We start from the raw sequence: 22,833 nt of genomic DNA, 5'->3' as shown, positions 1-22,833 counted from the left end.
GGCCTTACAATATTTACCGAGGTGGGAAAATCCATGCGTAAAGTCATCATTACCGCGATCCTCGTCCCCGCTCTCGCGCTCCCGTCCCTGGCAGCCAAGTTCAAAGGCACGGCCACTCTCAAGGACACCCAGACCTCGGGCGTAAAGGACAAAGAGCACAAGCACCAGGCCTACGACCTCTTCTTCGACGCCGAGGGCAAGAACTACACCTGCCGCACCGACTCCAACAAATCCATGAACGCCACCGACTTCGTCGTCGGAACCCAGATGCGTTACGAGATCGACGGCGACAAGGCCAAAATCTGGTCCTCTGAAAACAAGAAGGTCGAGTGCAAGATCGTCCGCGTCGAGGCCACATCCAGTACGCTCAACGCAAAATAAGGCAACCTCGTCGCATGAATGGGCATTAACGTCGACTCGATATAATCCAGCAAGCCTCCTTTGGCCTTACTTATGACCAACGTTCTTACCCTGCTGGAGACTACGAATTGATCCGGGATCTGATTCAGGCACAGCCTGAGCCCTCTGCACAACCTGCCGATATCTGCATCGTCGGCGCTGGCGCCGCCGGCATCCTCCTCGCTCTTGAGCTCGCCCGTCAAGGCAAGCACGTCCTCGTTCTCGAAGGCGGCGGCCCCTCCGTCGAAGAAGACTCGCAGGAGCCGTACCGGAGCGAGATCGCAGGCCTTCCCCACAACGGCATCCACATCGGACGATTCCGAGCCAAGGGCGGCACGACCACCCGCTGGGGAGGCCAGATTCTCGAGCTCGACGACGCCGACTTCACGGTGCGCGACTGGGTTCCCGGCAGCGGCTGGCCCTTCCCCAAACAGGAGCTCGCTCCCTTCTACCAGCGCGCCCTCACTCTCGAAGGGCTCGGCAACGCTACTCTCTCCGACCCTGCCGTCTGGAGCGAAATCAAGCTGTCGCCTCCCAGCTTCCCCGACATGGAGACCTTCTTCTCACGCTGGTGCCCGGAACCGGACTTCAGCCGCCTGCACCGGGACGCTCTCCAGAATTCGCGGGACATCGATCTCTGGCTCCACGCCAACGTCGTCGCCCTGTTGCGCGAGGGCCCCAAAATCCTCGGCGTGCGCGCGCGAACGCTCTCAGGCAAAGAAGCCATCTTCCGCGCCAATCAATTCATCTTCGCTCTCGGCGGAATCGAATCCTGCCGTTTCTTTCTTCAGCCCGAGGAGGCGGAAAAGCCCTGGAATCGCTCCGGCCTGCTGGGTCGCCATTTTCAGGACCACATCATCGCGCCTGCCGCTACGCTCGAGCCGCACAACCCGGCTCAGTTCCACGCCGTCTTCGACAACGTCTTCAACCGCGGATTTAAATATCAGCCGAAACTTCGTCTCTCTCCCCAACGTCAGGCGGAGCAACGCACCCTCAACGTCGCTGCCATGATCCTCTACAGGAGCGATACCGAGGCGATCGCGGGACAGCTGAAGATCACCGCCCGCAAGCTCCTCGGAGGCAAATGGAGCCAGGCCAGCTCCTCCGAAATCTTCAATCTCCTGCGCTACTCGCCGTTGCTGGCCAGGCAGATCTATCGCTACAGCGTTCAGCATCGCGCCTACGTCGCTCCCGGCAGCCGCATCGAGCTTGGTGTTCACACCGAGCAGGACCCGCTCTCCCTGAGCAAGATCACCCTTGCCGACACCCGCGATTCTCTCGGGCTCCTGCGCACACGTCTTGACTGGCACGTCTCCGACAACGAAATCGACACCATACGCGCCTACGTCCGATTCGCACAATCGTCCCTTTCGTCCATTGCGCGCGTCACCCCCGATCCCGATCTCGAGTCCTACGATCGATTCCGCCTCAAATGTGGCGACAACTACCATCACATGGGGGGGATGCGCATCTCGGCTTCTCCCTCCGACGGAGTCGTCGACCTAAACCTGCGCCTTCATGGCATGGATAACGGTTATGTCTGCAGCGCTGCCGTCTATCCCAACTCCGGTTTCTCCAACCCGACCCACACGCTGCTGGCTCTTGCGATCCGGCTGGCGGACCATCTGGCAGCCCACTAAACACGCAACTGCCTTCTTCATTGGAGACGCGAATGCAAACCATTCCACTCGGATCTACCGGACGCACGACATCCCGGCTGGGCTTCGGCTGCTCCACCCTTATGGGTTCCATCGGCCGGCGCGCCTCACTGGCCGTGCTTGAAGCCGCTTACGACAACGGCATCCGTCATTTCGATGTCGCCCCCATGTATGGCTACGGAGAGGCAGAGAGCTGCCTCGGCGAATTTCTCGCCAGGCATTCTGCCGACGTCACCGTAACTACCAAGTACGGTATTGCGCCACCTAAGAATCGTTCGTTCTTCCGTGTGGCGCGAACGATCGCCGGACCAATCATTCGTCAGTTCCCCGCGGCAAAAAAAAGTCTTGCAGCTGCCGCAAAGGTATCGGTGCAGGCTTCGGCTCAACCTCCGCAGCGAAAGATCTTTACTGCCGACAGAGCCAGGACCTCGCTCGATTCCAGTCTCACTGCCCTGAAAACCGATCACATCGACATCTGGCTCCTCCACGAGGCCGCTGCCGAGGATCTCAGCGACACGGCCCTGCTCGGCTTTCTTCAGGACTGCGTTGCCCAAGGCAAGATAGGCGCCTTCGGTGTCGGCAGCGATAACTCGCGCATTCCCGCACTCCTTGCACAACGCCCGGAGTACTGTTCCACCCTTCAGTATGAGTGGTCCGTCTTCGATCCTGTTATTCCCACCGGCTCGCCCTTCCGCATCCATCATCGAGCCCTCAGTGCCCGCCTTCACTCTCTGCACGAAGACCTTCTCGCTCATCCGGATCAACTTCGCAGCTGGTCTAAGGCCACGGACTCGGACCTCGCCGACACAACCGTGCTTTCAAAGCTGATGCTGAAAGCAGCCCTGCTCATGAATCCGCAGAGCGTGATCCTGTTTTCTTCCAAGCAGGCGAAGAGGATTCAGGCCAACGCCTTCGTCAGCGAAGACCACGCTCTCGAGGGGCCTGCAAAGATTCTTTATGAACTTGTGCAGACTGACAAACATGAAACGACGCCCCGCTCGTAACTTCTCATGCGGTGAATACTTCTCTGCGGAACGTCGCATGAAAGCGCTCAGCTCTCTAACCCACCGCCAGGCGCGGATGTCATGACAAGACCGCGAAAATCGGGCAAAAAGATAACTGCTTTCCATCGAAAGACCTATGGGAACGTTTATCTAAATTAGCCAGAAATACTTCAAAGAATGTTACTGTCGAGTAGCAGAACTCCCCCTGCGATCCCCAAATGGCCTCAAATCAAGGATGACGTGTCCAGACCATCGGTTCAGCTTTCCTCCAGTACCATCGTCACACCAGAAGATTCTCCCTCCGGACTTCCATCCGCTTCACACGCCTCCGACAAGGAAAATCCTGGTGGCTTTGTCCACATCCCCGCTCTTGACGGCATTCGTGGACTCGCCATCCTTCTGGTTCTCGTTGACCATCTCTTTTGGGCGAATAACCGCACTGGTTCCCGTCTCTTCGATCTCCTGACGGAGGTCCGCGGATCCACTTACTGCGGAGTGAATCTCTTCTTCGCGCTCTCCGGCTTTCTTATTACCGGCATCCTCATCAAGACACTCAATATTCCCCATTACTTCAAGATCTTCTATTCCCGCCGCGCCTTGCGGATCTTTCCGCTCTATTACGGCTTTCTGTTCGTTCTGTTACTCCTCACACATCCGCTTCACATCGTCTGGTCGGGATGGCAGTATTACTACCTTACCTACACCGCCAACTTGGCCCTCTGGCGGACCCACATTCCCCTCGTTCTGCCCTACTTCAACATCAATCACTTCTGGTCTCTTCAAGTTGAAGAGCAGTTTTACCTGTTGTGGCCCTTTGTCGTGTACCGCGTACGACGCCCTGAAATCCTCGTCCGCATCTCGCTCATCGGCTGTGCCGTCATCTTCTGCCTCCGGGTCTTTCTGGTTGCCATGGAGAAGAATCCGCACTTCAGCTACATCTATCTCCCTTACTCTCCAACCTTCTCCTGTGCCGACAACCTCCTCTTCGGCTGCGGCCTCGCCGCTCTTATGCTCACCCGCTGGCGAGAAACCGTATTGCGTCTTGCACCACGCGTCTTCGCGGTCTGCGCTGCGATCCTGGTTCTGGTCTTCTTCGTAAATCATGGCCTGGAGTGGCAGGCAGGAGCTGGCCATCCGCTGCATCCCTTCATCCCCACCATCGGCTTCAGCCTCTTCGGCATAGGCTCCACGGCTCTCATCGCTACCGCCCTTCAGCCAGGACTGACACAGTCAATGTTCAGAAACGGCATCCTGCGCTTCTTCGGAAGATATAGCTATGGAATCTACGTCTTTCACTACTCCATCACGGGAGTTCTGCAGGGACCGCTACGCTTCTTCTTCAATACCCACTTTCACTCGAAGGCGCTGAGTGTGCTCCTCCAGGCAGGTGTTGCAGGGATCGCCTCGGTCCTGGTCGCAGTGCTGAGCTACCACCTGTATGAAAAGCACTTCCTGAGCCTCAAACGCTACTTCTCCTATTGATCGAAGCTTTACTGAAATAGGCTCGGCTGTCTCGATCGCTTAGACAGGACTCGTCACTTCACCTCGTGACATGTTGAGGATGCCTTCGGTCCGGGAAAATCGGACGAGAATGTCGTTCCGCGCCCGCCTGCCTCCCACCACGTAAACTCCGCCGCCGCATACTTCGCACCTGACCCTGAAGGGACGGTAACGAAAATCAACGAGTTCCCTTTCACCGGAACCACCGCCAGATGATTGCCTGCCCCATTCAGGTAGTCCACCGAGAAGACTCCCGCCGGAAGCCCCATCGTCTTCCCCTGCGCATCGCACTGGTACTTCACCGTATTCCGCTTGATCGCATCGGTGCCGTTCAGATGAATCGTCAGATCGCTCGCAGCCGCAAACCCGCTGAGCAGCAGCGTTCCCGACGCAACAGTCATTCGCATCCACATTGATTTCATAGCGCTTCGCCCCCTGCACGCCATTTATACTCCGACTTTCAGCGACCAAGGGAAGAAGCTGGCATCTGTCTTTCCGAGGACACATTGAAATGATCCACGATCTCCAACAGACCATCTCCCTCCTCACCCGCACGCCTGGCACACTGGACGCCCTGCTCCGCGATCTCCCCGAAGCGTGGACACAACGCAACGAAGGCGAGGGCACCTGGACCGCATACGACGTCATCGGCCATCTCGCATATGGCGAGCGCGCCGACTGGCCGGCCCGTGCGCGGCTGATCCTATCGAGTCGCGATGCTCCTGCCTCTGAGATTCCCGCCTTCCAGCCTTTCGATCGGTTAGGCCAGCAACGCGAGAGCCAGGGGAAGTCCCTCCCTCAGCTTCTCGACGATTTCTCCGGCCTGCGCTCCCGGAATCTTATCGAGCTCCGGCAATTCAACCTCACCGCGGCTGATCTTGAGCTCCGCGGACTTCATCCGGCGTTTGGCCCGGTCACCCTTTCGCAGCTGCTCGCCACCTGGGTAGCTCATGACCTTACCCATCTCCACCAGATCTCCCGGATCCTCGCAGGGCAGTATCGTGAGAAGGTGGGCCCTTGGAGCGCCTATCTTGGGGTGCTCCATTGCAACGGCCACAGCTCTTCCTGACAAAACCGCATCGAATCTCACGTTCTTTTGCTATAATGTATAGCAGCGTCTTCAGAGGCGGTCCGCTTCCTGCAAGCGCTTGAGCTACATAGATATACGCAGATTTAGATGGTCGCGGCCAACGGTTTTAAACCCGCCTGAGCGCGCCACTTCCGCAGCCGGAAGCGAAGAACTCCCGGATTCTCAGGAAAGATTCGACCCCTGACCGGGGAGATGAACGCCCTGCTCGCGGAAGAATTTGCGACTTAGAGATTGGAGTAAGTCATGGCACAAAAATGTGATCTTTGCGGCAAGGGCCCGCAGTTCGGCAATAACATCTCTCACGCTCACAACACGACCCGCCGTCGCTGGAACGTGAACCTGCAGTCGGTCAAAGCCGTCGTCGAGGGAGCCAGCAAGCGCGTCCGCGTCTGCACCAGCTGCATCAAGACCGGCAAGATCGTAAAGGCAGCGTAACTGTCCGGATCTTCCGGGCTGTATCAAAAAATTCGCCCCAGCCGCATGATTGCGGGCTGGGGCTTTTCCTGTTTTTCCCTGCATCCAGCTTCTTCTTGTTTTTCGAGTTCTTCCTTACTGCTTCTCGAAATTCAAGGACGCGCTGTTGATGCAGTACCGCATTCCGGTCGGCTTCGGACCATCCGGGAAGAGATGTCCGAGGTGAGCTCCGCAATTCGCGCAGGTCACCTCGATCCGCCGCATTCCGTGGGAGTCGTCCTCGTGCGCTTCGATAGCGTCAGGGGATACCGGAAGCCAGAAGCTCGGCCATCCGCTTCCCGACTCGAACTTCTTGTCCGACAGGAACAGGGGCGCATTGCAGGCACCGCACTGATAGACTCCCGTCTCGTGATTATTCAGGAGGGCGCCGGTGAAGGGACGCTCCGTTCCCTTCTCGCGCATGACATGAAACTGCTCCGGGGTCAGCAGCTCGCGCCACTCGGCCTCGGTTTTACGAACTTTTTCCGGCTTCACAGACTCTGGCATCGCGATCTTCCTTTCTTACTGATTGGATGCTTTCGCAAGGCGCAGGTCACAGTCTGCGGGCTTAGACGCCTCTCGCGACGATTTCGATCTCAACCAGGGCATCTTTAGGGAGCGCTGCAACTGCCACCGTCGAGCGCGCCGGCGGAACAACGCCCTCCGGCGCCAGGTATCTCTCGTAGATTGCATTCATTGCGGCGAAGTCGCCCATACTCTTCAAAAAGACGGTGGTCTTGACTACATCGGCAAAGCCAAGGCCGGCTGCCGCAAGGACTGCCTTGATGTTTTCGAGAACCCGAACCGTCTGCTCTGCCACTCCACCTTCCACAAGCTGGCCGGTCGCGGGATCGAGGGCTACCTGGCCGGAGGCGTAGAGGGTATCACCCACTCGAACTGCCTGCGAATAGGGGCCTATGGCTGCGGGGGCGGCTTGGGTCGTCACTGCGATCTTCTTTTCGCTCATAGAAGGCAGTCTAGCAGCCCTGCGGCAGGGATCGGAACTCCCGCCTATGCAAGTATTTGCGGCCAACCTATACCGCTCCGGACCTCTCTCATGGAGAGGATGAAAGTCCCGCGGAAATTCCTTTGCCGCTAACCCAAGGCCCCCTCGGACGGGACTATTATTCCCGCAAAGCATGATTTCGGAACGGAGATACTATGGGAATTCTTGACACGATTCAGCAGCTGGCAGGGCAGGCAGGAGCGGCTGCTCAGGGCGATCAGGCAAAGATCGCAGGCGGTTTCATCGAGGCTCTGACAGCGCACCCGGAAGGAATTGCGGGCGTTCTGAACAGTCTGAAAGCCAATGGCATGGCCGATCACGTTGGAGCATGGGCCACCGGGCAGGCGCAGACCGCCACGCCTGACCAGATCGAGCAGGGTCTTGGGCCAACGGGTCTGATTGAGAAGACCGCTCAGAGCGCGGGTGTCTCTTCATCGGTCGTCACATCGGCGCTGGCCATCGTTCTTCCTATGGTGATCCAGCACTTCGCGCCCAATGGCCAGCCGGCCGAGTCCAGCTCCATGAGTGGTCTCGCGCAGCAGGTATTGGGCAAGCTTCTCTAGCACCTCTGGAAATTTCGAAACGTGGAACCAAAACATCACTGCGCGTCCGCAAGCGAGTCGCGGTGAGAACAGCGAAAAGGAGAAAACAGCATGGCTGATCTTGAGCAGTTGAAGCAGAAGTACAATCCCGTCATCTCCACCATCAACAGCTTCTCCGAATTTGGCGCCAAGGTAGAGGCGGTTGACCTGGCTGGCGAGCAGCTTCATATCAAGGCGAGCGTTCCGTCCAAGGTCGTAGCGAACCGCGTTTGGGACTCGATCAAACAGGTCGATCCCAACTATGCCGATCTGAAGCACGAGATCGCCACCGCAGGCGGAGACACCCAGCCTTACACCATCAAGTCCGGCGACAGCTTGTCAAAGATAAGCAAGCTCTTCTACGGAAATGCGAACAAGTACAACGAGATTGCCAGCGCCAACGGAATCGATAATCCCGATCGCATCCAGGCTGGCCAGCAAATCAATGTTCCTGTCCTGAGCTAAATCCGACAAAGTAAATCGAAAAGCCGCGGCCTTCGGGTTCGCGGCTTTTTGTGTTCCTGAAGGGTAACCTGTGTTTGGCCAATGGCTTGCAGCTAAACAGGGTGCAGACGTGAATTTGGCGCCTTGCGAAGTGGAACAAGGAAAGTTTGGGTGTTTTTCCCGGAACTTCTTTCCCTCCTCGCCAAGGTCCAAAAATAACGTCCCTGGAGGCACATGCGTCTGCGCCAACGCCCGGGACCGAACAGGTAAGGAGCATCATGAAAGTGAAATGGTATCTCGGTGGCATCCTGGCCGCCTCAGTTCTGGCAGCACCTGCATTTGGACAGATCTCCATAATGATTGGAACTCCTCCACCACCAGTCCGCTACGAGGTTGCTCCTCCGATGCCACAACCCAATTACGTGTGGATGCCGGGATACTGGGCTCCAGCGCACGGACGCTACGTATGGTATTCCGGCCGATGGGCCCGCCCACCCTACCATGGAGCAGCATGGCGCGGCCCACGCTGGCAACATGAAGGCAATGGCTGGCGCTACCACGAAGGCGGCTGGAACCGACATGATCACCATGGCCATGGACACGCGTACGGACATTACAAATAGACACGCAGGTGCGTGATCACACGTAAAGGGCCCGGCCATTGGCAGGGCCCTTTTACTGACCGCGACTACTGAAGGTCAGCGGGAATACTGTCGAGCGATCCGCTAAAGTAGCTCTCCCGCGATCCGATCTTCGCATCCGGATAATCGGGCACCTTGACCCGAATGCTGTGAAGACCGTCCGCGGGCGCGCCGTTCGCACCCGCCTGCGGCTGGAAGCTCAGCAGGTAGTAGTTGTGAATGCGATTAGTGAGCTGGTGCAGTCCGTTATCGAAGCCCTTCTGAGTCGTGAAGTTGACGTATTCCCCACCGGATAGCTGCGCCAGCGTGCGCGGAGCGTTCTTCTTCGCTGCATTGACCGCCATCAGCAACAGACCGATGGGCCCAGACCCTCCACCGAATTTGAGGTCGCTGAGGATCTCCGTCTTGCCCGGAGAAAACGAAACCGAGTCAACCACAGTATTGGTTCGACCCAGCGAGGCAATCACATCGGCCGGCTTCTTCCGGCTGCCATGATCGCGGGTTTCACTGATCAGCAGGATCGCATGACGATTATGATCCTTGTGCTCGTCGAGCAGGCTGCTGGCCCATGCCACGGCGTCGAGGGTCGCGGCTTCGGAATCGTCGCAGGGCTGCACCTGTCCAAGAGCACTCACGGTGGCGCCGGGATCCGCAGAGAAGTCTCCCAGCAGTGTGGCTTCCTTACCGTAGGAGGCGATCGCGATCTGCCTCGGCGCCCCTCCTGCTATATCGTCGAGCATCGTGGGCAGCCCGGTGAGCTTCGCATACTCCATCACCGCGGCCCGGCTGCACTGCACCAGCACCACGAGCGTCAGGCCCAGCGAATCTGTATCGTCATCCAGGCGGATCGTCTGAGGCACGCCGTTGTCTTCCACCACAAACTGATCGGCGCGAAGCGTATAGATCACCTCACCCTGTTTGGTCCGCACCGTTGTAGGTACAAGGACGACATTCGCCTGAGTCTTGAGCGTATATCCGTTATCCTGCGGCTGCGCCGGCGCACTCTGCTGTGCCGCAGCCGCTGAGAGAAGAACAACCCAGGAGAAGATGATGCATACGAAAGATCGCATGAAGATTTGATCCATAGAATTACAACAGGTTGAGCTGCCACGAGACGCCATAACGATCGAGAGACACGTAGAAGCGCATCGCCGCTTCGGCCCCGCCTTCGAACATCAGAAACGATTGAACCTTCGTCACGCTCGCCATAGCCGCTTCCTTTCCAAATAGAATTGTCTTCAGAACCGAGGATCTCGGTACCCACCGATCCAAATACGATACCGGTTCCAGACTAACCTGCGCGCCTCTTCCAGTTCGAGGTCTCGCAAGAATGAGCCCCGATGAAGCTTGCCGATCCCACCCTCGCCGCCAACTCTGTCTCTCAATCGCTCGCCTATCCGAAGGCCCACAAAGTCGACCAGGTGGATGACTACTTCGGCACCATGGTCAGCGATCCCTATCGCTGGATGGAGGATGTTGACTCACCCGAGGTGCAGGAGTGGATCGAGCAGGAGAATCGTCTCACGCGCGGCATTCTCGACAACGTACCGGGTCGCGAAGCCATGCAACAGCGCCTGATGGACCTGATCAACTTCGAGCGCTTCACCGCGCCCGTAAGAAAAGGAACGCGCTACTTCTACTCGCACAACACCGGGCTGCAGAACCAGAACGTGATCTATTGGACCGAAGGCCTGGGCGGCGAGCCCAATGTCCTGCTCGATCCGAATACCATGTCGACCGATGGAACGGTTGCCATCAATGGCCTCAGCATCTCCGACGATGGCCGCCTCGCCGCCTATTCCATCGCCGACGCCGGATCGGACTGGGTTAAGTGGCACGTCCGAGAGGTAGCCACGGGAGAAGACCTTCCCGACATCGTCGCCTGGTCAAAGTTCAGCTCCGCCTCATGGCTCAAAGACGGCACCGGCTTCTTTTATGAGGGCTACGATCCGCCGCAGGAAGATGCGCTGAAGGCAACAAATTACTTCCACAAAATTTTCTTTCATAAGCTGGGAACGCCGCAGAGCGAAGACCGGCTCATCTTCGATCGACCCGACGACAAAGAGATGAACGTCGGAGCAGCTGTAACTGACGACGGGCGCTACCTGATCATCTATGAGACCAAAGGCTCCAGCCCCAACAATCAGCTCTCCATCAAAGATCTCGAACGGCCTGACGCCCCCGCAGTGAAGATCGCCGATACATCGGACGCGGTCTACTCTCCCATCGACAACGACGGTACCCGTTTCTGGGTTCACACGACCTTCCAGGCCCCAAATGGCCGTGTCGTCGAGATTGATCTCGAACAGCCAGGACGCGCTTATTGGAAGACCATCATTCCCGAGAGTGAAAGCCATCTCGACAGCGTCAGCATGGTCGACGACACGCTGATTGCGAACTATCTCACCGACGCTCAAAGCGTAGTCGAGCTGCACGCGCGTGAAGGCGCGCTGATCGAACGGCTCGCTCTCCCCGCCATCGGCACTGCTGCGGGCTTTGCTGGCAAGCGCACCGAGAACGAGACCTTCTACCAGTTCAGCAATTTCACCACGCCGGCAACGATCTATCGGCTCGACATGAAGACGCGCCGCTCCACCATCTACAGGGAGCCCAGACTGAAGTTCGACCCCGCCCAATATGAGACGAAGCAGATCTTCTACACCAGCAAGGACGGTACTCGCGTGCCTATGTTTCTAAGCCACAAAAAAGGTCTGAAGCTCGATGGCGAGAATCCAACCCTGCTCTATGGGTATGGCGGCTTCAACATCTCTCTGCGTCCCGAGTTTTCCTCGGGAAATCTGCTCTGGATGGAGATGGGAGGCGTCTACGCGCAACCCAGCCTTCGCGGCGGCGGCGAATACGGAGAGGCGTGGCACCAGGCCGGAACCAAGCTCGCCAAGCAAAACGTCTTCGACGACTTCATCGCCGCAGCGGAGTGGCTGATCGAGAACAAGTACACCTCCGCGCCGAAGCTCGCCATCTCCGGCGGAAGCAATGGAGGCCTGCTGGTCGCCGCCTGCGAGATTCAGCGCCCCGATCTGTTTGGCGCGGTGCTTCCGTCGGTCGGCGTAATGGACATGCTGCGTTTCGACAAGTTCACCATCGGCTGGGCATGGAAGACCGACTATGGCGCGCCCAGTGAGGACGAGGCGGAATTCCATGCCATCTATCGGTACTCTCCGCTTCACAATCTCCGGGAAGGAGTAGCCTATCCGCCTACGCTGATCACCACGGCTGACCATGACGATCGCGTCTTTCCCGCACACAGCTTCAAATTCGCAGCCGCCATGCAGGCTGTGCAGTCAGGTACTAATCCAATTCTGATTCGCGTGGAGACCCGCGCCGGCCATGGCGGAGGCATGCCTCTGGCCAAACGGGTTGAACTGGTTGTCGATCAGTTCACGTTTCTGCGGCAGCAGCTTTCCATGCAGGCGCTTACGACTTCCTAGCTGCGCCACAAAGCTGGAAAAACGCCAGTAAATTACCCTAATTCGAGAGTAAATCTTGCATCGCCGCTTCCCTCACAACCGTCAAATTGAGAGAAGAAAGGCGACTTATGAAGCTGAAAGCTTTTTTGTTGCTATCGTCGACACTCTTTCCCGTCCTTGCTGTTGCTTATCCGAAACCTGCCGCAGTCCGCACACGTACCCAGGAGGCTCGCGATAGGGCGCCGAGGGTACGTCCGCATACGCCGCGGCCACATCAGCGCTAAAGCACCACATGGTTTTCTCTGGTTGTTGCATCGAAGGCTCCCTCTACCGGGAGCCTTCGTTTATTTCGTCGCCTTGGCGATGCGCAGGAATACCGCCAGTTTCTCCGGATCCTTGCGGCCTGGCGAGGCTTCCACCCCACTGACAACATCCACTCCCCACGGCTCAAGCTCCTGGATCGCCTCGGCTACATTTTCTGGTCGCAGTCCGCCCGCAACGATGATCTTGAGACCTCCGCCTGCTTGCTGCAGCACCGAACGGGCGGCCTTCCAGTCGAACGAAACCCCGGTGCCTCCACCCGCATTGCCCACGCGTGAATCCACCAGAACGCGATCGATCGTCTTCGCCGCCGCGATCTCCCGTAGCTCCGCACCCGTGCGCTCGCTGCTATCCGTTCCCACAACCCAGTGCAAGGTCTGGATGATGCCAATCTCGTCTCCGACACGGTTGCGTAGCTTGTCCACGAGCGGCAGATCGACTCCCCCATGAAGCTGCACCGTCGTAAGGCCTGCCTCTTCCACAATCGCGGCAATCTCTGCTGCGTCGCGGCTATAGACAACTCCAACGCGCTCCACGTGTCCGGGAAGACGCGGCGTTATCGCGGCCACCTGCGCAGGGGTTACACGACGTTTACTCTCGGCAAAGACAAACCCAAGTGCATCCGCGCCTAGCTCGACCGCGAGGAGCGCATCCTCCGCGCTGGTATTGCCGCAGATCTTTGCCCATGTCATCGCAATACTCGCTCCGAATATTCGTAATCGAGCAGCGACGCCAGTGCCGCTCCTGGATCCGGTTGGCGCATCAGCGTCTCCCCCATCAGGAAAGCGTCATAGCCCGCCTCTCGTAGCCTTGCGATCTCTTCGGAGTTGCGCAGTCCGCTTTCAGCCACCTTTACCGTCTCGGCCGGAATGGACGCAACGAGATCGAAGAGCAACTGCGGATGCACCTCGAAGGTTCGAAGATCGCGGCTATTGACTCCGACTAAATCGAAGCCCAGGGCAATTGCACGCTTTAGCTCCTCCGAAGAGTGAACTTCGCACAGTACATCCAGCTCCAGACTCCGTGCCTCGTCCCGCAGCCGATTCAATGCCTCATCCGTGTGGACTGCCACAATCAACAGAATGGCATCCGCGCCCGAAGCGCGAGCCTCGAGGATCTGAAATGGATCCACGATGAAGTCCTTGCGCAGACATGGAATCTTTACCGCCTGAGAAGCCGTCTCGAGGAAATGCAGCGATCCCTGAAAGAACTTCTCGTCAGTAAGAATCGAAAGTGCCGCCGCACCTCCCTCTTCGAATCCCTTCGCAAGAGTGACGGGATCGAAATCAGGGCGAATAAGTCCTTTTGACGGCGAAGCCTTCTTGATCTCGGAGATGATCGCCGGGCGATCTCTCCCCACCTCGCACAATCTCGCGGTGAATCCCCGCGGAACATGCGCCAGAGCTTTCTTCTCGAGAGAATCGTAATCGGCAGCCGCTTTGCGGACCTTGACCTCGAGTGACGTGTTGGCAACGATCTCATCGAGTCGCGTGGGCATATCTTCCATTCTAAGGGTTGAGCGCGAATGGAACCTCATGCCGCAAAAAACGAAAAGAGAGGCGCATTACGCACCTCTCTTGATTTGCATTAACTCTGAACTCTTTGGTGCCGAAGGGGGGACTCGAACCCCCACACCCTTGCGAGTACATGGACCTGAACCATGCGCGTCTGCCAATTCCGCCACTTCGGCAACGGTCGTACACGCTCTGCCTGAAGGGGCTGAACACCGTAACCGCGAGCTTTTAGTTTCGCAAAGCCCAGCTTTCGTGTCAATTCATGTCACCGACTGCACTGCTAGACTGATGGATGATAAGGAAGCATCCATACCACCATGGAACAATCGCCCAACAAAACCTCTCATCCGCTTGATCCCGTTACCACAGAAAAGATTCCAGCCGACCTCGCGGTCGAGATCCGCAAACTCGCCCACGAGTTGAGCAATGCGCTCGAGATCATCGTTCAGACAAGTTATCTATTGGGAACCGTCGGCCTAAAGGAACCAGGATCGGAGTGGCTTCGAATGATGGACAACGGAGTCCACAAGGCCATGGACATCAATCTCTCGTTGCGGAACTACATCAAGTCCAATACGCAGCAGTAATCGCCGCTCTCCTCAATTCACCGCTCCTCAAAGAAGAGAGCTGACGATCATGCTCGGCGTCCGCCTTTCGCTGCGGTCTTCTTTGCAGTGGTCTTTACAGCTGTTTTTTTCGTCGGAGCCTTTACCGCTTTCTTCACTTGCGATTTCTTGGCAATCGCCTTCTTCAATTTTGTCTTCTTGGCTGCAGGGGTATCGGTAGCCTTCTTTGCCTTAGACGAAACAGCCGTGGTGCCAGATTGTCGGGTAGCGTGGGCATTCATCAGCCGGTTGATTTGTTCCAACAGAAGCCGGGTATGCATGGGCTTCACCAGCATGCGATCCGCCCCCATCTCCTGCCAGTCTTCATCGGCCATCGGATAAGCCGTAAGAAGCGCCACCGCAGGCTGGTAAGACGCGGATCTCGCCGCCGCGATCACCGCCGCGCCAGCCTGATCGCTTTCCATACGCATATCGCTGATCACCATGTGATATTCGTTGGCGCGCAGCTTTAGCTTTCCTTCACGTCCCGACGCCGCCGTGTCCACATCAAATCCATTGATCTCCAATACAGCCTTCAGCGTCAGCAGGACAGCAACCTCATCATCCACCAGCAAAATGCGCTTCTTCATCTTCTTTTCTCTTCTCTCCTCGTTGCGGAACCCTTATCGACTCAAACTCTGCCTCGCCCGCATCCCGTCTCTACCATACACAAAACCAACCCCAATATAGGACAGGGTCGCAGTCGTAGAAATCGGAGGCGGGCCTTGCGTTCGATGCCTCCGGCAAGGTCCACGTTGGCTGCCGTCCACGCATCATCTTGCCGCCATTCCGCATCATAAGGAGTGCTATACTTCAACGTGCGGCGCTTTAATTTACCGCCCGCGAACCCAATAACAGATACGCATGGCAAGCCTTCGTGGCCTGCTGTGGAGGCGACCTATTCCACCGATCGATAAACGCTCCGCCAAGTCTTTCATCCGCACCAACGAACGTATTCGCGCCCGCGAAGTCCGCGTCATCGACGAGAACGGCGAGCAGCTCGGCGTTATGGTCCCCTTCGAAGCTCTTAAAATGGCCCGCGAGCGGTCGCTCGACCTGGTAGAGATCTCACCCAATGCTGTCCCCCCCGTCTGCAAGATCCAGGATTACGGCAAGTTCCTCTACGAGAAGGACAAGAGCGATCGCGCTGCCCGCAAAAAGCAGAAAGTCATCATCATCAAAGAGGTCAAGTTCTCTGTGACCGTCGACGAGCATGACTATCAGACAAAGAAAAACCAGGCTGTGCGCTTCCTGACGGAAGGCGACAAGGTGAAAGCTTCTCTGCGGTTCAAAGGCCGCCAGATGGCGCATCGGGACCTTGGTTATAAGATCATTAACCGTCTCATCACGGATATCGGGGAAGCAGGCATCGTCGAATTCATGCCCCGTATGGAGGGCACGACGCTCCACGCAATCCTCGCTCCCTCCAAGAAGAGCGAACCGGCTCCCAAAAAGGTTGCGCCAGCGCCAGCTAAGGCTGAAACATCCCCCATTGCACCTACCGCCGCACAGGCTTGATTTTCACGGTGTAATCCGTATTTGCAGGGTTACACCGCGTTCTCTTCACCGGCGGCCCCCTTCTTTCGCTCAAAAATCCCCTACCTCGTAGAAACAGCATCTCTCGTTTGTCGAGAATATGCAGTTGCGCCCAGAATCCACTCATTCTGGTGGCCTTTCCGATCGTTGGGACTTTAATTAAGTAATTAGAAACAAAATGGTTATCTGTTACTAAACAGATTCGGCCGGGCACATCTGCAAGAATTGCCGAAAAGTTGCACACCCTTCCCCTTGCCATCTTGAGAAGAATCTGTTACGTCAGTAACTCAAGTCAATAGATATCCGTATATATACCTCATTCTATTGGACTTATATACGAGCCCATCATATGTTTACTTCAGCTGATCTGTCCAGCGAAATCTTCTGTAAAGCTAGTCAAATTTTCTGAGGTACTTCACATGAAGCTTCTTATTCGTACTGCCGTAGCCGCCCTCGTTATCACCGGTGCTTTCGCCTCCACCCAGATCTCCTCCGCCTCCACCGCCCAGGTCACCGTCGCTCGCAACAGCGCTCTCCCCACTCCGATGTGCCCTCCCGACGATCCGAACGCCTGCGGAATCACCAGAGGCCGGTAAACACACCGTTCGATAAACATCTAAACCATTTATTTGCAAAGGGATAAATCCATGAAACTCATCGTTCGTACTGCCGTAGCCGCCCTCGTCATCACCGGTGCTTTCGCTTCCACCCAGATCTCCTCCGCCTCCACTACCAGCGCCAAGGCCACCGTCGCTCGCAACAGCGCTCTCCCCACCCCAATGTGCGCTCCCGACGATCCGAATGCCTGCGGAATTACCAGAGGTCGCTAAAACGCCACTCGATACATCTAACTCACTTATTTGAAAAGGGATAAATCCATGAAACTCATCGTTCGTACCGCCGTAGCCGCCCTCGTCATCACCGGTGCTTTCGCCTCGACTCAGATCTCCTCCGCCTCCACTACCAGCGCCAAGGCCACCGTCGCTCGCAACAGCGCTCTCCCTACTCCGATGTGCGCTCCCGACGATCCGAATGCCTGCGGAATTACCAGAGGTCGCTAAAAACGCCGCTCGATAGACATCTAACTCACTTATTTGAAAAGGGATAAATCCATGAAACTCATCGTTCGTACCGCCGTAGCCGCCCTCGCCATCACCGGTGCTTTCGCTTCCACCCAGGTCTCCTCCGCCTCCACCACCAGCGCCAAGGTCACCGTCGCTCGCAACAGCGCTCTCCCCACCCCGATGTGCGCTCCCGACGATCCGAACGCCTGCGGAATCACCAGAGGCCGGTAATATCGCAAAAAATTGCACTTTAGTCAATTAAGCTTGTTGTATCGCGCTTTGAGATGAGCTACGCTGATAGAGTCTTTTCGGGGACGTAACGATGACTCAAGACGCGTTTGTTAGCCTGCTTTCTTATCTCGAGCCTATCCTCTGCGCGATGGTGCTCATACTGCTGCTGCGAAGCAGGGAAGCTAAAAATTTTATCTTCCTCGCCGCCTTGCTCAGCGTGAAGATTATCTCTTCCGCAATCTGCTTGCCCGTTCTCTACTTTGCGCCGCAGCACGCTATTGAAAAGCATCTGGCATATCAGCTTTATTTTTATACTTACTGGCTAAGTTATGCTCTAGAGGCAATTCTGTCGCTCCTCGTTATCTACAGTATCTTCAAGCTTGCAATGACGCCTTTAAAAGGCCTGCAAACCTTGGGCATGCTTGTCTTCCGGTGGGTTGCAGCGATCTCCATTGCCGTATCAATCGGTGTTGCGTTTACCCCTCATCTTAACGGCCTGAAGTTTATGGTTGCGATGGTAACGCAACTCCAGCAGACCTCCAGCATTCTGACTCTGTGCCTTTTACTTTTCGTCTGCTTCGCCATCGTCCCGATGGGTTTGTCTTATCGCAGCAGAATCTTCGGTGTCAGCTTCGGACTAGGCTTTCTCGCGACCACAGAACTTGTACGTTCTGCATGGCTATCACATAGCTCACTGATGTACTCAACGGTGAATACCATCAGCGGGCTCACGATCTGCCTGACACTCGTTGTATGGTCGACCTACTTTGCCTTCCCAGAGCCGAAGCGTCGTCTCATCGTTCTTCCGACCACCTCGCCGTTCCTTCGCTGGAATCAGATCTCGATGGCGCTCGGCGACGAGCCAGGCTTTGTGGCAGTCGGTGGCATTCCGCCCGAACTCTTCGCTCCTGCGGAGCTGGAAGTCATGCGACGTGCCTCTTCCAAGATGCTTCCAGAACTGGTGGAATCGGCTCCTTCTTCCGCTCCTGCAATCATGCACTCAATCCCAGCGTAAATTTCTGTGTTCCTCTGGAAGGAACACAGGCTACTGAGTGAGAGACAACAGAAAGGCCGCCCAACGGGCGGCCTTTCTCATTGCTGTTCTGCGTGAAACCTACTCGCCAAACTCCGAACGCTTCCAGTTGATCAGGTCACCCAGAGTCGTTCCGCTTGATGAGGAGGACGAAGAGGAGGAACCCTTATGATCGCGCTCCTTGTAGCTCTCCACCTCAGCGCGGCTCGCCTCTTCCCCAACTGCGCGGATGCTCAGGCCGACCTTCTTCTCGTCCTGATTCATCTTCACAATTCGGAACTCATGCTCGTCGCCTACCTCAAGCTTGACGGGAACATTATGCTCATCCACAGCCTCGGAGACGTGGCATAGCCCCTCGACACCCTCGGCAATCTCAACGAAGGCGCCGAACTGCGCGGTGCGCAGAACCTTACCCTTGATGACATCGCCAACGCGGTGCTGAGCAAAGAACGTATCCCAGACATCGGGCTGAAGCTGCTTGACGCCGAGTGACAGCCGACGATTCTCAGGCTCTACACCGAGAACGACAGCCTTCACCTTCTCACCCTTCTTCAAAACCTCCGAAGGATGCTTGATGCGCTTCGTCCAGCTCAGGTTCGAGACATGGACCAGACCATCGATGCCGTCTTCGATCTCGATGAAGGCGCCAAAGTCGGTCAGGTTGCGAACGCGGCCCTCGATCACAGCACCCGTCGGGTACTTGTCCTCGAGCTGCTCCCACGGATTCTCCTGGAGCTGCTTCATGCCCAGCGAGATGCGGCGGTCGTTCGGGTTGACGCTCAGGATGATCGTGTCCACCTCATCGCCCGGCTTCACCAGCTTCGAGGGGTGCTTCATGCGCTTGGACCAGGTCATCTCCGAGACATGGACCAGGCCTTCGATGCCCTGCTCCAACTCGACGAACGCGCCGTAGTCGGTGACCGAAAGAACGCGGCCGCGGACCTGCGCCCCGATCGGGTAGCGCTCCGTCGCGTCCAGCCATGGATCGGGCGTCAGTTGCTTGAAGCCAAGCGAAACGCGCTGCTTGTCCTTGTCGAACTTCAGCACCTTCACCTGGATCTCGTCACCGACGTTGACCAGGTCCCGGGGATGAGTCAAACGGCCCCAGCTCATATCGGTGATATGAAGCAGGCCGTCCAGGCCGCCCAGGTCGACGAACGCACCATAGTCGGTCAGGTTCTTCACGGTTCCGGTGAGAATGGTGCCCTCTTCGAGCGTGGCCAGCGTTACCGACTTCTTCTCGTTCTGCTCCTCTTCGAGCAGCTCTTTGCGGCTGATGACCACATTTCCGCGCTTTTTGTTCAGCTTGATGACGCGGACTTCGATCTCCGTGCCGATATAGCCATCAAGATTGCGCACCGGGCGAATCTCGACCTGCGATCCGGGCAGAAAGGCCTTGATGCCGATATCGACGGTCAGGCCGCCCTTTACGCGGCTCAGCACCATTCCCTTGACAGGGACCTTATCGTTGGCGGCAGCCTCGAGCTTGTCCCACACCTTGTGGCGCAGGGCCTTCTCGTAGCTCACCAGATAACCGCCCTCGGTCTCTTCGCGTTCTACGACTACTTCTACCTGGTCGCCAGGCTGGAACTTGGGAGCGCCGTTGATATCCAGCACCTGGTCCAGCGGAATGAGACCTTCAGACTTGAGCCCGATATCGACAACAACATGCTTGTCCGTAATTTTCACGACTGTGCCGGTGACAATCACCTCTTCGGCGGTCAGGCTCTGCGCGGCAGCAGACTCGGCCGCTTGTTCGCGGTCGAAGTTTGCCAACGCCTCAGCAAAGTCGGCGGAGTCGTAGTCGGGCTCATGCTCCTCGGCCGTCTCGATCTCTGTAGCGACTGCTACTGGATGCTCGACAGGCTCGCTTTGAGCGGTCTCATGCTGCTGGTTAGGGGTGGATTCAGAAGACAGCTCGTTGTTCCCGGCTGTCGCTTCAGGCGCTAGGACTTCCAGTTCGGTGGTCAGGGGTTTGCTCTCGGTTGGATCGGAATGATGGTTATCTACCATGATGATTGCGGACTCCGGGACCCAAGCGTCCGTTCCATCGCGGGCGACTTTCTCTCGGGAATGTTCAGCCAACCTTTGGGGACTGAACTTCCATTCCTGATCGAGCGCGCAGGCAGGAACGAATTTTGCATCTTGCTAGAAGGAGCGGCTGCACTTGGGTCCCACACGCAGAGGCTCGTATTTAAGGATAGAACCTCGTCCTGCATACGTCAACCGAGCACGGCTGTAGTTACGAGCCTTTTACAACAATGTCAAATTGGCGGGACATCCCGCGCGTTGGTCGATTTCTTTCCTGCTGCCGCTATACTCGGCACACATATGGATCATCTCTGGACTCCCTGGCGTTATGCGTACATCACCCGCAGTGATCCCCAGGCCCGTACAGGAGTTGCGCCCGAGCTCTCCGCTTGGCCCGCTGCCGAGGACAAACACTGTGTCTTCTGCAACATGGTCGCTGCCACGGATTACGCTATCGCTCATGGCATGCCGGAGGAGACTGCCGAGCGCGCCTCACATCTCGTGCATCGAGGCACGCACTGCTTCGTTTGCCTCAATGCCTATCCGTACGCCACGGGCCATGTGCTTATCCTGCCTTACCTCCACATCGACTCCCTCGCCGCTGCTCCGCCCGATGCTGCCCGCGAGATCATCGATCTCGCGCAGACCTCCGAACGCGCCCTACGAACAACCTACAGGCCAGACGGCATCAATCTCGGGATGAACCTCGGGGAGGCCGCAGGGGCCGGTATCGCCGGACACATCCACATGCACGTGCTCCCACGCTGGATTGGCGATACCAATTTCATGACAGTCACGGCTGAGACTCGCGTCCTTCCCGAGGCTCTTGACATCACCTGGAAGAGATTGCGTGAAGCCTTCGGAAACGATGCAACGCCGCGTCCCGTGCGGACATCGAAAAAAGAAGATTCCCTGTAGAATCGGGAATTTTCTGCCGTCCCCGAGGCTCTTATGAACATTCTGCCAAAAATCCCCCCCTCATCCGTCCGGCCCGCGGCTTCACCGCCACCGCTGAACGCAACACGTTCCCCCGAATCGCGCCTCTATTTTGTAGGAAATGGCATCAGGCAAGCTGCACCGGGCGCGAAACGCACTCTTCCTCTCTTTCCCCACGAATCCGAAGATGCCCGCCTTACCGGCGAGACGCGCTCCCTCTTCCGCAGACTCCTCGCTTTGAACCTTCCAGTTGTCACAGAATCTGTCACCGCGTCTACGATCAAAACCGGCATCGACAAGATTGCTTAGAACTTTCCCCGCGCCATTCGCGATTTACATCTTTCAAAAAAACCCTGCCAACGGCAGGGTTTTTTGTATCGGATCCAACTCTTTTAGCCGAATCGCGGCTCCAAAGTCATCGCCTGCGCGGCCGGCCCCGGCCCCTCATGCTTTTCCCCGGCTGACTTCGTCGGCCGGATCCGGGTCGCCTCAAAACTCGTGATCTTCCACTCCCCCGAAGACAGCTGCCGATAAATGCGGGTGTAACGATAGGTCCCTTTCACTGACATTCCTTCGCTCGTACCCTCGACCTCGGCCTGACAGGTCACAATCGCCACAGAATCCACCAGCTTCACCTTCATATCGTTCAGCTCAATCCGGGTGATAACCAGCTTATGACTCCGCATCCGGTCCAGCTGCTGGGCCTTCGTATTCACCTGTCCCGACATCGAAATCCCGATGAAGTCATCGGAGAGCATGTGGTCCATCGTTACAATATCGCCTGACAGCTGTGCCGTCCGCCACTTCTCTTCGAGTGCCTCGACCTGCTTTCGGGTATCGTGCTTTTTCTGATGCTTCTGTTCCTGCTGCGCATGGGCACATGCGATAAAACAGGTCAGCAGAACCACTGCCATCACGACCGTGGAAGAGGTTGAACCATTCCGAATTTGTTCCAAGCGAACCATGAGCGTACCGGATAGTAGACCGATACGCTCTTCGGAGTCAAAAGAACTTTTCGCCGCAGCCTCTGGAGCCCAGGCGTTCGATCACGCCGTTCCCACTCCCTCAGCAAACTGCTGTCAGGTTCTCCAACTGGCGCTCCAGCATCTTCTGGTACAGGCCACCCACCGCATATTGCTGAAAGTGTGGCGCATTGCGGTGATAGTCCAGGGCAGCATCATCGGCATACTGCTCATAGATCACCACTGTCGCCGGATCTCCCTCCACAAAATGCGGAACATAACTCACGCATCCCGACTCCTGTCGCGACGCCTCCGTCAACTTACGAAGAATTCCGGCGATCTCATCATGGTCGCCCGGCTCAAATCGCATCCGCACTGTGAAACTGATCATCGTTC

The 22,833-nt window shown here is 57.0% G+C and carries 29 protein-coding genes and 1 tRNA gene; 19 read left to right on the top strand and 11 right to left on the bottom strand.

Annotated elements, in window-relative coordinates; translation table 11 throughout:
* Nucleotides 1-33: 33 nt before the first annotated feature.
* From AC5S26_RS06505 to AC5S26_RS06490, 4 genes are all read left to right on the top strand, one after another.
* The gene (locus AC5S26_RS06505; protein WP_494184037.1) at nucleotides 34-381 is read left to right on the top strand and encodes a hypothetical protein; all 348 of its coding nucleotides are present in this window, start codon (nucleotides 34-36) and stop codon (nucleotides 379-381) included.
* A 107-nt stretch (nucleotides 382-488) separates the two neighbouring features.
* Nucleotides 489-2,039 carry a GMC oxidoreductase gene (locus AC5S26_RS06500; RefSeq protein ID WP_494184036.1) on the top strand — a complete coding sequence of 517 codons (1,551 nt, stop codon included), beginning with the start codon at nucleotides 489-491 and terminating at the stop codon, nucleotides 2,037-2,039.
* 32 nt (nucleotides 2,040-2,071) lie between these two features.
* Nucleotides 2,072-3,061 carry an aldo/keto reductase gene (locus tag AC5S26_RS06495; protein ID WP_494184035.1) on the top strand — a complete coding sequence of 330 codons (990 nt, stop codon included), beginning with the start codon at nucleotides 2,072-2,074 and terminating at the stop codon, nucleotides 3,059-3,061.
* 240 nt (nucleotides 3,062-3,301) lie between these two features.
* Complete coding sequence (locus AC5S26_RS06490; RefSeq protein ID WP_494184034.1) at nucleotides 3,302-4,543, top strand: acyltransferase family protein; 1,242 nt, start codon at nucleotides 3,302-3,304, stop codon at nucleotides 4,541-4,543.
* A 53-nt stretch (nucleotides 4,544-4,596) separates the two neighbouring features.
* Here the strand turns inward: AC5S26_RS06490 and AC5S26_RS06485 are convergent, their stop codons facing one another.
* Nucleotides 4,597-4,962, bottom strand: a complete 366-nt coding sequence (locus tag AC5S26_RS06485; RefSeq protein ID WP_494184033.1) for an MliC family protein — start codon at nucleotides 4,960-4,962, stop codon at nucleotides 4,597-4,599.
* 110 nt (nucleotides 4,963-5,072) lie between these two features.
* Between AC5S26_RS06485 and AC5S26_RS06480 the strand changes: the two genes are divergently transcribed.
* Nucleotides 5,073-5,630 (top strand): DinB family protein, encoded by a 558-nt coding sequence (locus AC5S26_RS06480; protein ID WP_494184032.1) that lies wholly within the window; start codon nucleotides 5,073-5,075, stop codon nucleotides 5,628-5,630.
* A gap of 264 nt (nucleotides 5,631-5,894) precedes the next feature.
* Nucleotides 5,895-6,086, top strand: a complete 192-nt coding sequence (gene rpmB / locus AC5S26_RS06475) for a 50S ribosomal protein L28 (RefSeq protein ID WP_494184031.1) — start codon at nucleotides 5,895-5,897, stop codon at nucleotides 6,084-6,086.
* Between the two features lie 114 nt (nucleotides 6,087-6,200).
* Here rpmB and msrB read toward each other — a convergent pair whose 3' ends face one another.
* Together msrB and AC5S26_RS06465 are read right to left on the bottom strand one after the other, a co-directional pair.
* Entirely contained in the window at nucleotides 6,201-6,611 is a 411-nt protein-coding gene (gene msrB / locus AC5S26_RS06470; RefSeq protein ID WP_494184030.1) for a peptide-methionine (R)-S-oxide reductase MsrB, read from the bottom strand.
* 61 nt (nucleotides 6,612-6,672) lie between these two features.
* A complete protein-coding gene (locus AC5S26_RS06465; protein WP_494184029.1) occupies nucleotides 6,673-7,071 on the bottom strand; it encodes a RidA family protein in 399 nt (132 codons plus the stop codon).
* A 194-nt stretch (nucleotides 7,072-7,265) separates the two neighbouring features.
* Between AC5S26_RS06465 and AC5S26_RS06460 the strand changes: the two genes are divergently transcribed.
* The 3 genes from AC5S26_RS06460 to AC5S26_RS06450 all read left to right on the top strand — a co-directional run bounded on the left by AC5S26_RS06460 (nucleotide 7,266) and on the right by AC5S26_RS06450 (nucleotide 8,758).
* On the top strand, nucleotides 7,266-7,673 hold the full coding sequence (locus AC5S26_RS06460) for a YidB family protein (protein ID WP_494184028.1): 408 nt from the start codon (nucleotides 7,266-7,268) through the stop codon (nucleotides 7,671-7,673).
* Between the two features lie 90 nt (nucleotides 7,674-7,763).
* Nucleotides 7,764-8,156: a LysM peptidoglycan-binding domain-containing protein gene (locus AC5S26_RS06455; RefSeq protein WP_494184027.1), complete on the top strand. Its 393-nt coding sequence runs from the start codon at nucleotides 7,764-7,766 to the stop codon at nucleotides 8,154-8,156.
* 257 nt (nucleotides 8,157-8,413) lie between these two features.
* Complete coding sequence (locus AC5S26_RS06450) at nucleotides 8,414-8,758, top strand: YXWGXW repeat-containing protein (protein WP_494184026.1); 345 nt, start codon at nucleotides 8,414-8,416, stop codon at nucleotides 8,756-8,758.
* 65 nt (nucleotides 8,759-8,823) lie between these two features.
* On the opposite strand, the gene AC5S26_RS06445 is transcribed toward AC5S26_RS06450, so the two are convergent.
* The gene (locus tag AC5S26_RS06445; RefSeq protein ID WP_494184025.1) at nucleotides 8,824-9,846 is read right to left on the bottom strand and encodes a VWA domain-containing protein; all 1,023 of its coding nucleotides are present in this window, start codon (nucleotides 9,844-9,846) and stop codon (nucleotides 8,824-8,826) included.
* Between the two features lie 270 nt (nucleotides 9,847-10,116).
* On the opposite strand from AC5S26_RS06445, the gene AC5S26_RS06440 reads away from it, so the two are divergent.
* Nucleotides 10,117-12,225, top strand: a complete 2,109-nt coding sequence (locus tag AC5S26_RS06440) for a prolyl oligopeptidase family serine peptidase (RefSeq protein ID WP_494184024.1) — start codon at nucleotides 10,117-10,119, stop codon at nucleotides 12,223-12,225.
* Nucleotides 12,226-12,548: 323 nt separating this feature from the next.
* On the opposite strand, the gene AC5S26_RS06435 is transcribed toward AC5S26_RS06440, so the two are convergent.
* The 3 genes from AC5S26_RS06435 to AC5S26_RS06425 form a co-directional block, all read right to left on the bottom strand.
* The gene (locus AC5S26_RS06435; protein ID WP_494184023.1) at nucleotides 12,549-13,217 is read right to left on the bottom strand and encodes a phosphoribosylanthranilate isomerase; all 669 of its coding nucleotides are present in this window, start codon (nucleotides 13,215-13,217) and stop codon (nucleotides 12,549-12,551) included.
* Entirely contained in the window at nucleotides 13,214-14,023 is an 810-nt protein-coding gene (gene trpC / locus AC5S26_RS06430) for an indole-3-glycerol phosphate synthase TrpC (protein ID WP_494184022.1), read from the bottom strand. The genes AC5S26_RS06435 and trpC overlap by 4 nt, the downstream gene beginning before the upstream one ends.
* 105 nt (nucleotides 14,024-14,128) lie before the next feature.
* A tRNA-Leu gene (locus AC5S26_RS06425) sits at nucleotides 14,129-14,215 on the bottom strand.
* 141 nt (nucleotides 14,216-14,356) lie between these two features.
* Here AC5S26_RS06425 and AC5S26_RS06420 point away from each other — a divergent pair.
* On the top strand, nucleotides 14,357-14,626 hold the full coding sequence (locus tag AC5S26_RS06420; RefSeq protein ID WP_494184021.1) for a hypothetical protein: 270 nt from the start codon (nucleotides 14,357-14,359) through the stop codon (nucleotides 14,624-14,626).
* A 47-nt stretch (nucleotides 14,627-14,673) separates the two neighbouring features.
* Here AC5S26_RS06420 and AC5S26_RS06415 read toward each other — a convergent pair whose 3' ends face one another.
* Complete coding sequence (locus AC5S26_RS06415; protein ID WP_494184020.1) at nucleotides 14,674-15,234, bottom strand: response regulator; 561 nt, start codon at nucleotides 15,232-15,234, stop codon at nucleotides 14,674-14,676.
* A gap of 274 nt (nucleotides 15,235-15,508) precedes the next feature.
* Here AC5S26_RS06415 and infC point away from each other — a divergent pair, with 274 nt between their 5' ends.
* The 6 genes from infC to AC5S26_RS06385 all read left to right on the top strand — a co-directional run bounded on the left by infC (nucleotide 15,509) and on the right by AC5S26_RS06385 (nucleotide 18,490).
* The gene (gene infC, locus AC5S26_RS06410; RefSeq protein ID WP_494184019.1) at nucleotides 15,509-16,162 is read left to right on the top strand and encodes a translation initiation factor IF-3; all 654 of its coding nucleotides are present in this window, start codon (nucleotides 15,509-15,511) and stop codon (nucleotides 16,160-16,162) included.
* Nucleotides 16,163-16,599: 437 nt separating this feature from the next.
* The gene (locus AC5S26_RS06405) at nucleotides 16,600-16,776 is read left to right on the top strand and encodes a hypothetical protein (RefSeq protein ID WP_494184018.1); all 177 of its coding nucleotides are present in this window, start codon (nucleotides 16,600-16,602) and stop codon (nucleotides 16,774-16,776) included.
* Nucleotides 16,777-16,827: 51 nt separating this feature from the next.
* Nucleotides 16,828-17,010 carry a hypothetical protein gene (locus AC5S26_RS06400; protein ID WP_494184017.1) on the top strand — a complete coding sequence of 61 codons (183 nt, stop codon included), beginning with the start codon at nucleotides 16,828-16,830 and terminating at the stop codon, nucleotides 17,008-17,010.
* Nucleotides 17,011-17,058: 48 nt separating this feature from the next.
* Nucleotides 17,059-17,241 (top strand): hypothetical protein, encoded by a 183-nt coding sequence (locus AC5S26_RS06395; RefSeq protein WP_494184017.1) that lies wholly within the window; start codon nucleotides 17,059-17,061, stop codon nucleotides 17,239-17,241.
* A 51-nt stretch (nucleotides 17,242-17,292) separates the two neighbouring features.
* The gene (locus AC5S26_RS06390; RefSeq protein ID WP_494184016.1) at nucleotides 17,293-17,475 is read left to right on the top strand and encodes a hypothetical protein; all 183 of its coding nucleotides are present in this window, start codon (nucleotides 17,293-17,295) and stop codon (nucleotides 17,473-17,475) included.
* Between the two features lie 91 nt (nucleotides 17,476-17,566).
* Nucleotides 17,567-18,490 (top strand): hypothetical protein, encoded by a 924-nt coding sequence (locus AC5S26_RS06385; protein WP_494184015.1) that lies wholly within the window; start codon nucleotides 17,567-17,569, stop codon nucleotides 18,488-18,490.
* 99 nt (nucleotides 18,491-18,589) lie between these two features.
* Here the strand turns inward: AC5S26_RS06385 and AC5S26_RS06380 are convergent, their stop codons facing one another.
* Nucleotides 18,590-20,521, bottom strand: coding sequence for a 30S ribosomal protein S1 (locus tag AC5S26_RS06380; RefSeq protein WP_494184014.1), 1,932 nt, complete (start codon nucleotides 20,519-20,521; stop codon nucleotides 18,590-18,592).
* Nucleotides 20,522-20,797: 276 nt separating this feature from the next.
* On the opposite strand from AC5S26_RS06380, the gene AC5S26_RS06375 reads away from it, so the two are divergent.
* Both AC5S26_RS06375 and AC5S26_RS06370 read left to right on the top strand, forming a co-directional pair.
* Nucleotides 20,798-21,457: an HIT family protein gene (locus AC5S26_RS06375; protein WP_494184013.1), complete on the top strand. Its 660-nt coding sequence runs from the start codon at nucleotides 20,798-20,800 to the stop codon at nucleotides 21,455-21,457.
* 33 nt (nucleotides 21,458-21,490) lie between these two features.
* Nucleotides 21,491-21,784 carry a hypothetical protein gene (locus AC5S26_RS06370; protein ID WP_494184012.1) on the top strand — a complete coding sequence of 98 codons (294 nt, stop codon included), beginning with the start codon at nucleotides 21,491-21,493 and terminating at the stop codon, nucleotides 21,782-21,784.
* Between the two features lie 83 nt (nucleotides 21,785-21,867).
* Here AC5S26_RS06370 and AC5S26_RS06365 read toward each other — a convergent pair whose 3' ends face one another.
* Together AC5S26_RS06365 and AC5S26_RS06360 are read right to left on the bottom strand one after the other, a co-directional pair.
* Nucleotides 21,868-22,440 carry a nuclear transport factor 2 family protein gene (locus tag AC5S26_RS06365; RefSeq protein ID WP_494184011.1) on the bottom strand — a complete coding sequence of 191 codons (573 nt, stop codon included), beginning with the start codon at nucleotides 22,438-22,440 and terminating at the stop codon, nucleotides 21,868-21,870.
* Nucleotides 22,441-22,540: 100 nt separating this feature from the next.
* Complete coding sequence (locus AC5S26_RS06360; RefSeq protein ID WP_494184010.1) at nucleotides 22,541-22,828, bottom strand: putative quinol monooxygenase; 288 nt, start codon at nucleotides 22,826-22,828, stop codon at nucleotides 22,541-22,543.
* Nucleotides 22,829-22,833 lie beyond the last annotated feature (5 nt).

The organism is Edaphobacter sp. FHG110511_03 (assembly GCF_059115365.1).
The sequence above is the reverse complement of the archived record's forward strand: the minus strand, read 5'-3'. Positions and strand labels throughout refer to the sequence as shown.

What these genes read in the sequence shown, in the direction of transcription:
- AC5S26_RS06505 (WP_494184037.1), top strand. Translation starts at nt 34, where the DNA reads ATGCGTAAAGTCATCATTACCGCGATCCTCGTCCCCGCTCTCGCGCTC.
- AC5S26_RS06495 (WP_494184035.1), top strand. Translation starts at nt 2,072, where the DNA reads ATGCAAACCATTCCACTCGGATCTACCGGACGCACGACATCCCGGCTG.
- AC5S26_RS06485 (WP_494184033.1), bottom strand. Translation starts at nt 4,962, where the DNA reads ATGACTGTTGCGTCGGGAACGCTGCTGCTCAGCGGGTTTGCGGCTGCG.
- AC5S26_RS06480 (WP_494184032.1), top strand. Translation starts at nt 5,073, where the DNA reads ATGATCCACGATCTCCAACAGACCATCTCCCTCCTCACCCGCACGCCT.
- rpmB (WP_494184031.1), top strand. Translation starts at nt 5,895, where the DNA reads ATGGCACAAAAATGTGATCTTTGCGGCAAGGGCCCGCAGTTCGGCAAT.
- msrB (WP_494184030.1), bottom strand. Translation starts at nt 6,611, where the DNA reads ATGCCAGAGTCTGTGAAGCCGGAAAAAGTTCGTAAAACCGAGGCCGAG.
- AC5S26_RS06465 (WP_494184029.1), bottom strand. Translation starts at nt 7,071, where the DNA reads ATGAGCGAAAAGAAGATCGCAGTGACGACCCAAGCCGCCCCCGCAGCC.
- AC5S26_RS06460 (WP_494184028.1), top strand. Translation starts at nt 7,266, where the DNA reads ATGGGAATTCTTGACACGATTCAGCAGCTGGCAGGGCAGGCAGGAGCG.
- AC5S26_RS06455 (WP_494184027.1), top strand. Translation starts at nt 7,764, where the DNA reads ATGGCTGATCTTGAGCAGTTGAAGCAGAAGTACAATCCCGTCATCTCC.
- AC5S26_RS06450 (WP_494184026.1), top strand. Translation starts at nt 8,414, where the DNA reads ATGAAAGTGAAATGGTATCTCGGTGGCATCCTGGCCGCCTCAGTTCTG.
- AC5S26_RS06445 (WP_494184025.1), bottom strand. Translation starts at nt 9,846, where the DNA reads ATGCGATCTTTCGTATGCATCATCTTCTCCTGGGTTGTTCTTCTCTCA.
- AC5S26_RS06440 (WP_494184024.1), top strand. Translation starts at nt 10,117, where the DNA reads ATGAAGCTTGCCGATCCCACCCTCGCCGCCAACTCTGTCTCTCAATCG.
- AC5S26_RS06435 (WP_494184023.1), bottom strand. Translation starts at nt 13,217, where the DNA reads ATGACATGGGCAAAGATCTGCGGCAATACCAGCGCGGAGGATGCGCTC.
- trpC (WP_494184022.1), bottom strand. Translation starts at nt 14,023, where the DNA reads ATGCCCACGCGACTCGATGAGATCGTTGCCAACACGTCACTCGAGGTC.
- AC5S26_RS06420 (WP_494184021.1), top strand. Translation starts at nt 14,357, where the DNA reads ATGGAACAATCGCCCAACAAAACCTCTCATCCGCTTGATCCCGTTACC.
- AC5S26_RS06415 (WP_494184020.1), bottom strand. Translation starts at nt 15,234, where the DNA reads ATGAAGAAGCGCATTTTGCTGGTGGATGATGAGGTTGCTGTCCTGCTG.
- infC (WP_494184019.1), top strand. Translation starts at nt 15,509, where the DNA reads ATGGCAAGCCTTCGTGGCCTGCTGTGGAGGCGACCTATTCCACCGATC.
- AC5S26_RS06405 (WP_494184018.1), top strand. Translation starts at nt 16,600, where the DNA reads ATGAAGCTTCTTATTCGTACTGCCGTAGCCGCCCTCGTTATCACCGGT.
- AC5S26_RS06400 (WP_494184017.1), top strand. Translation starts at nt 16,828, where the DNA reads ATGAAACTCATCGTTCGTACTGCCGTAGCCGCCCTCGTCATCACCGGT.
- AC5S26_RS06395 (WP_494184017.1), top strand. Translation starts at nt 17,059, where the DNA reads ATGAAACTCATCGTTCGTACCGCCGTAGCCGCCCTCGTCATCACCGGT.
- AC5S26_RS06390 (WP_494184016.1), top strand. Translation starts at nt 17,293, where the DNA reads ATGAAACTCATCGTTCGTACCGCCGTAGCCGCCCTCGCCATCACCGGT.
- AC5S26_RS06385 (WP_494184015.1), top strand. Translation starts at nt 17,567, where the DNA reads ATGACTCAAGACGCGTTTGTTAGCCTGCTTTCTTATCTCGAGCCTATC.
- AC5S26_RS06380 (WP_494184014.1), bottom strand. Translation starts at nt 20,521, where the DNA reads ATGGTAGATAACCATCATTCCGATCCAACCGAGAGCAAACCCCTGACC.
- AC5S26_RS06370 (WP_494184012.1), top strand. Translation starts at nt 21,491, where the DNA reads ATGAACATTCTGCCAAAAATCCCCCCCTCATCCGTCCGGCCCGCGGCT.
- AC5S26_RS06365 (WP_494184011.1), bottom strand. Translation starts at nt 22,440, where the DNA reads ATGGTTCGCTTGGAACAAATTCGGAATGGTTCAACCTCTTCCACGGTC.
- AC5S26_RS06360 (WP_494184010.1), bottom strand. Translation starts at nt 22,828, where the DNA reads ATGATCAGTTTCACAGTGCGGATGCGATTTGAGCCGGGCGACCATGAT.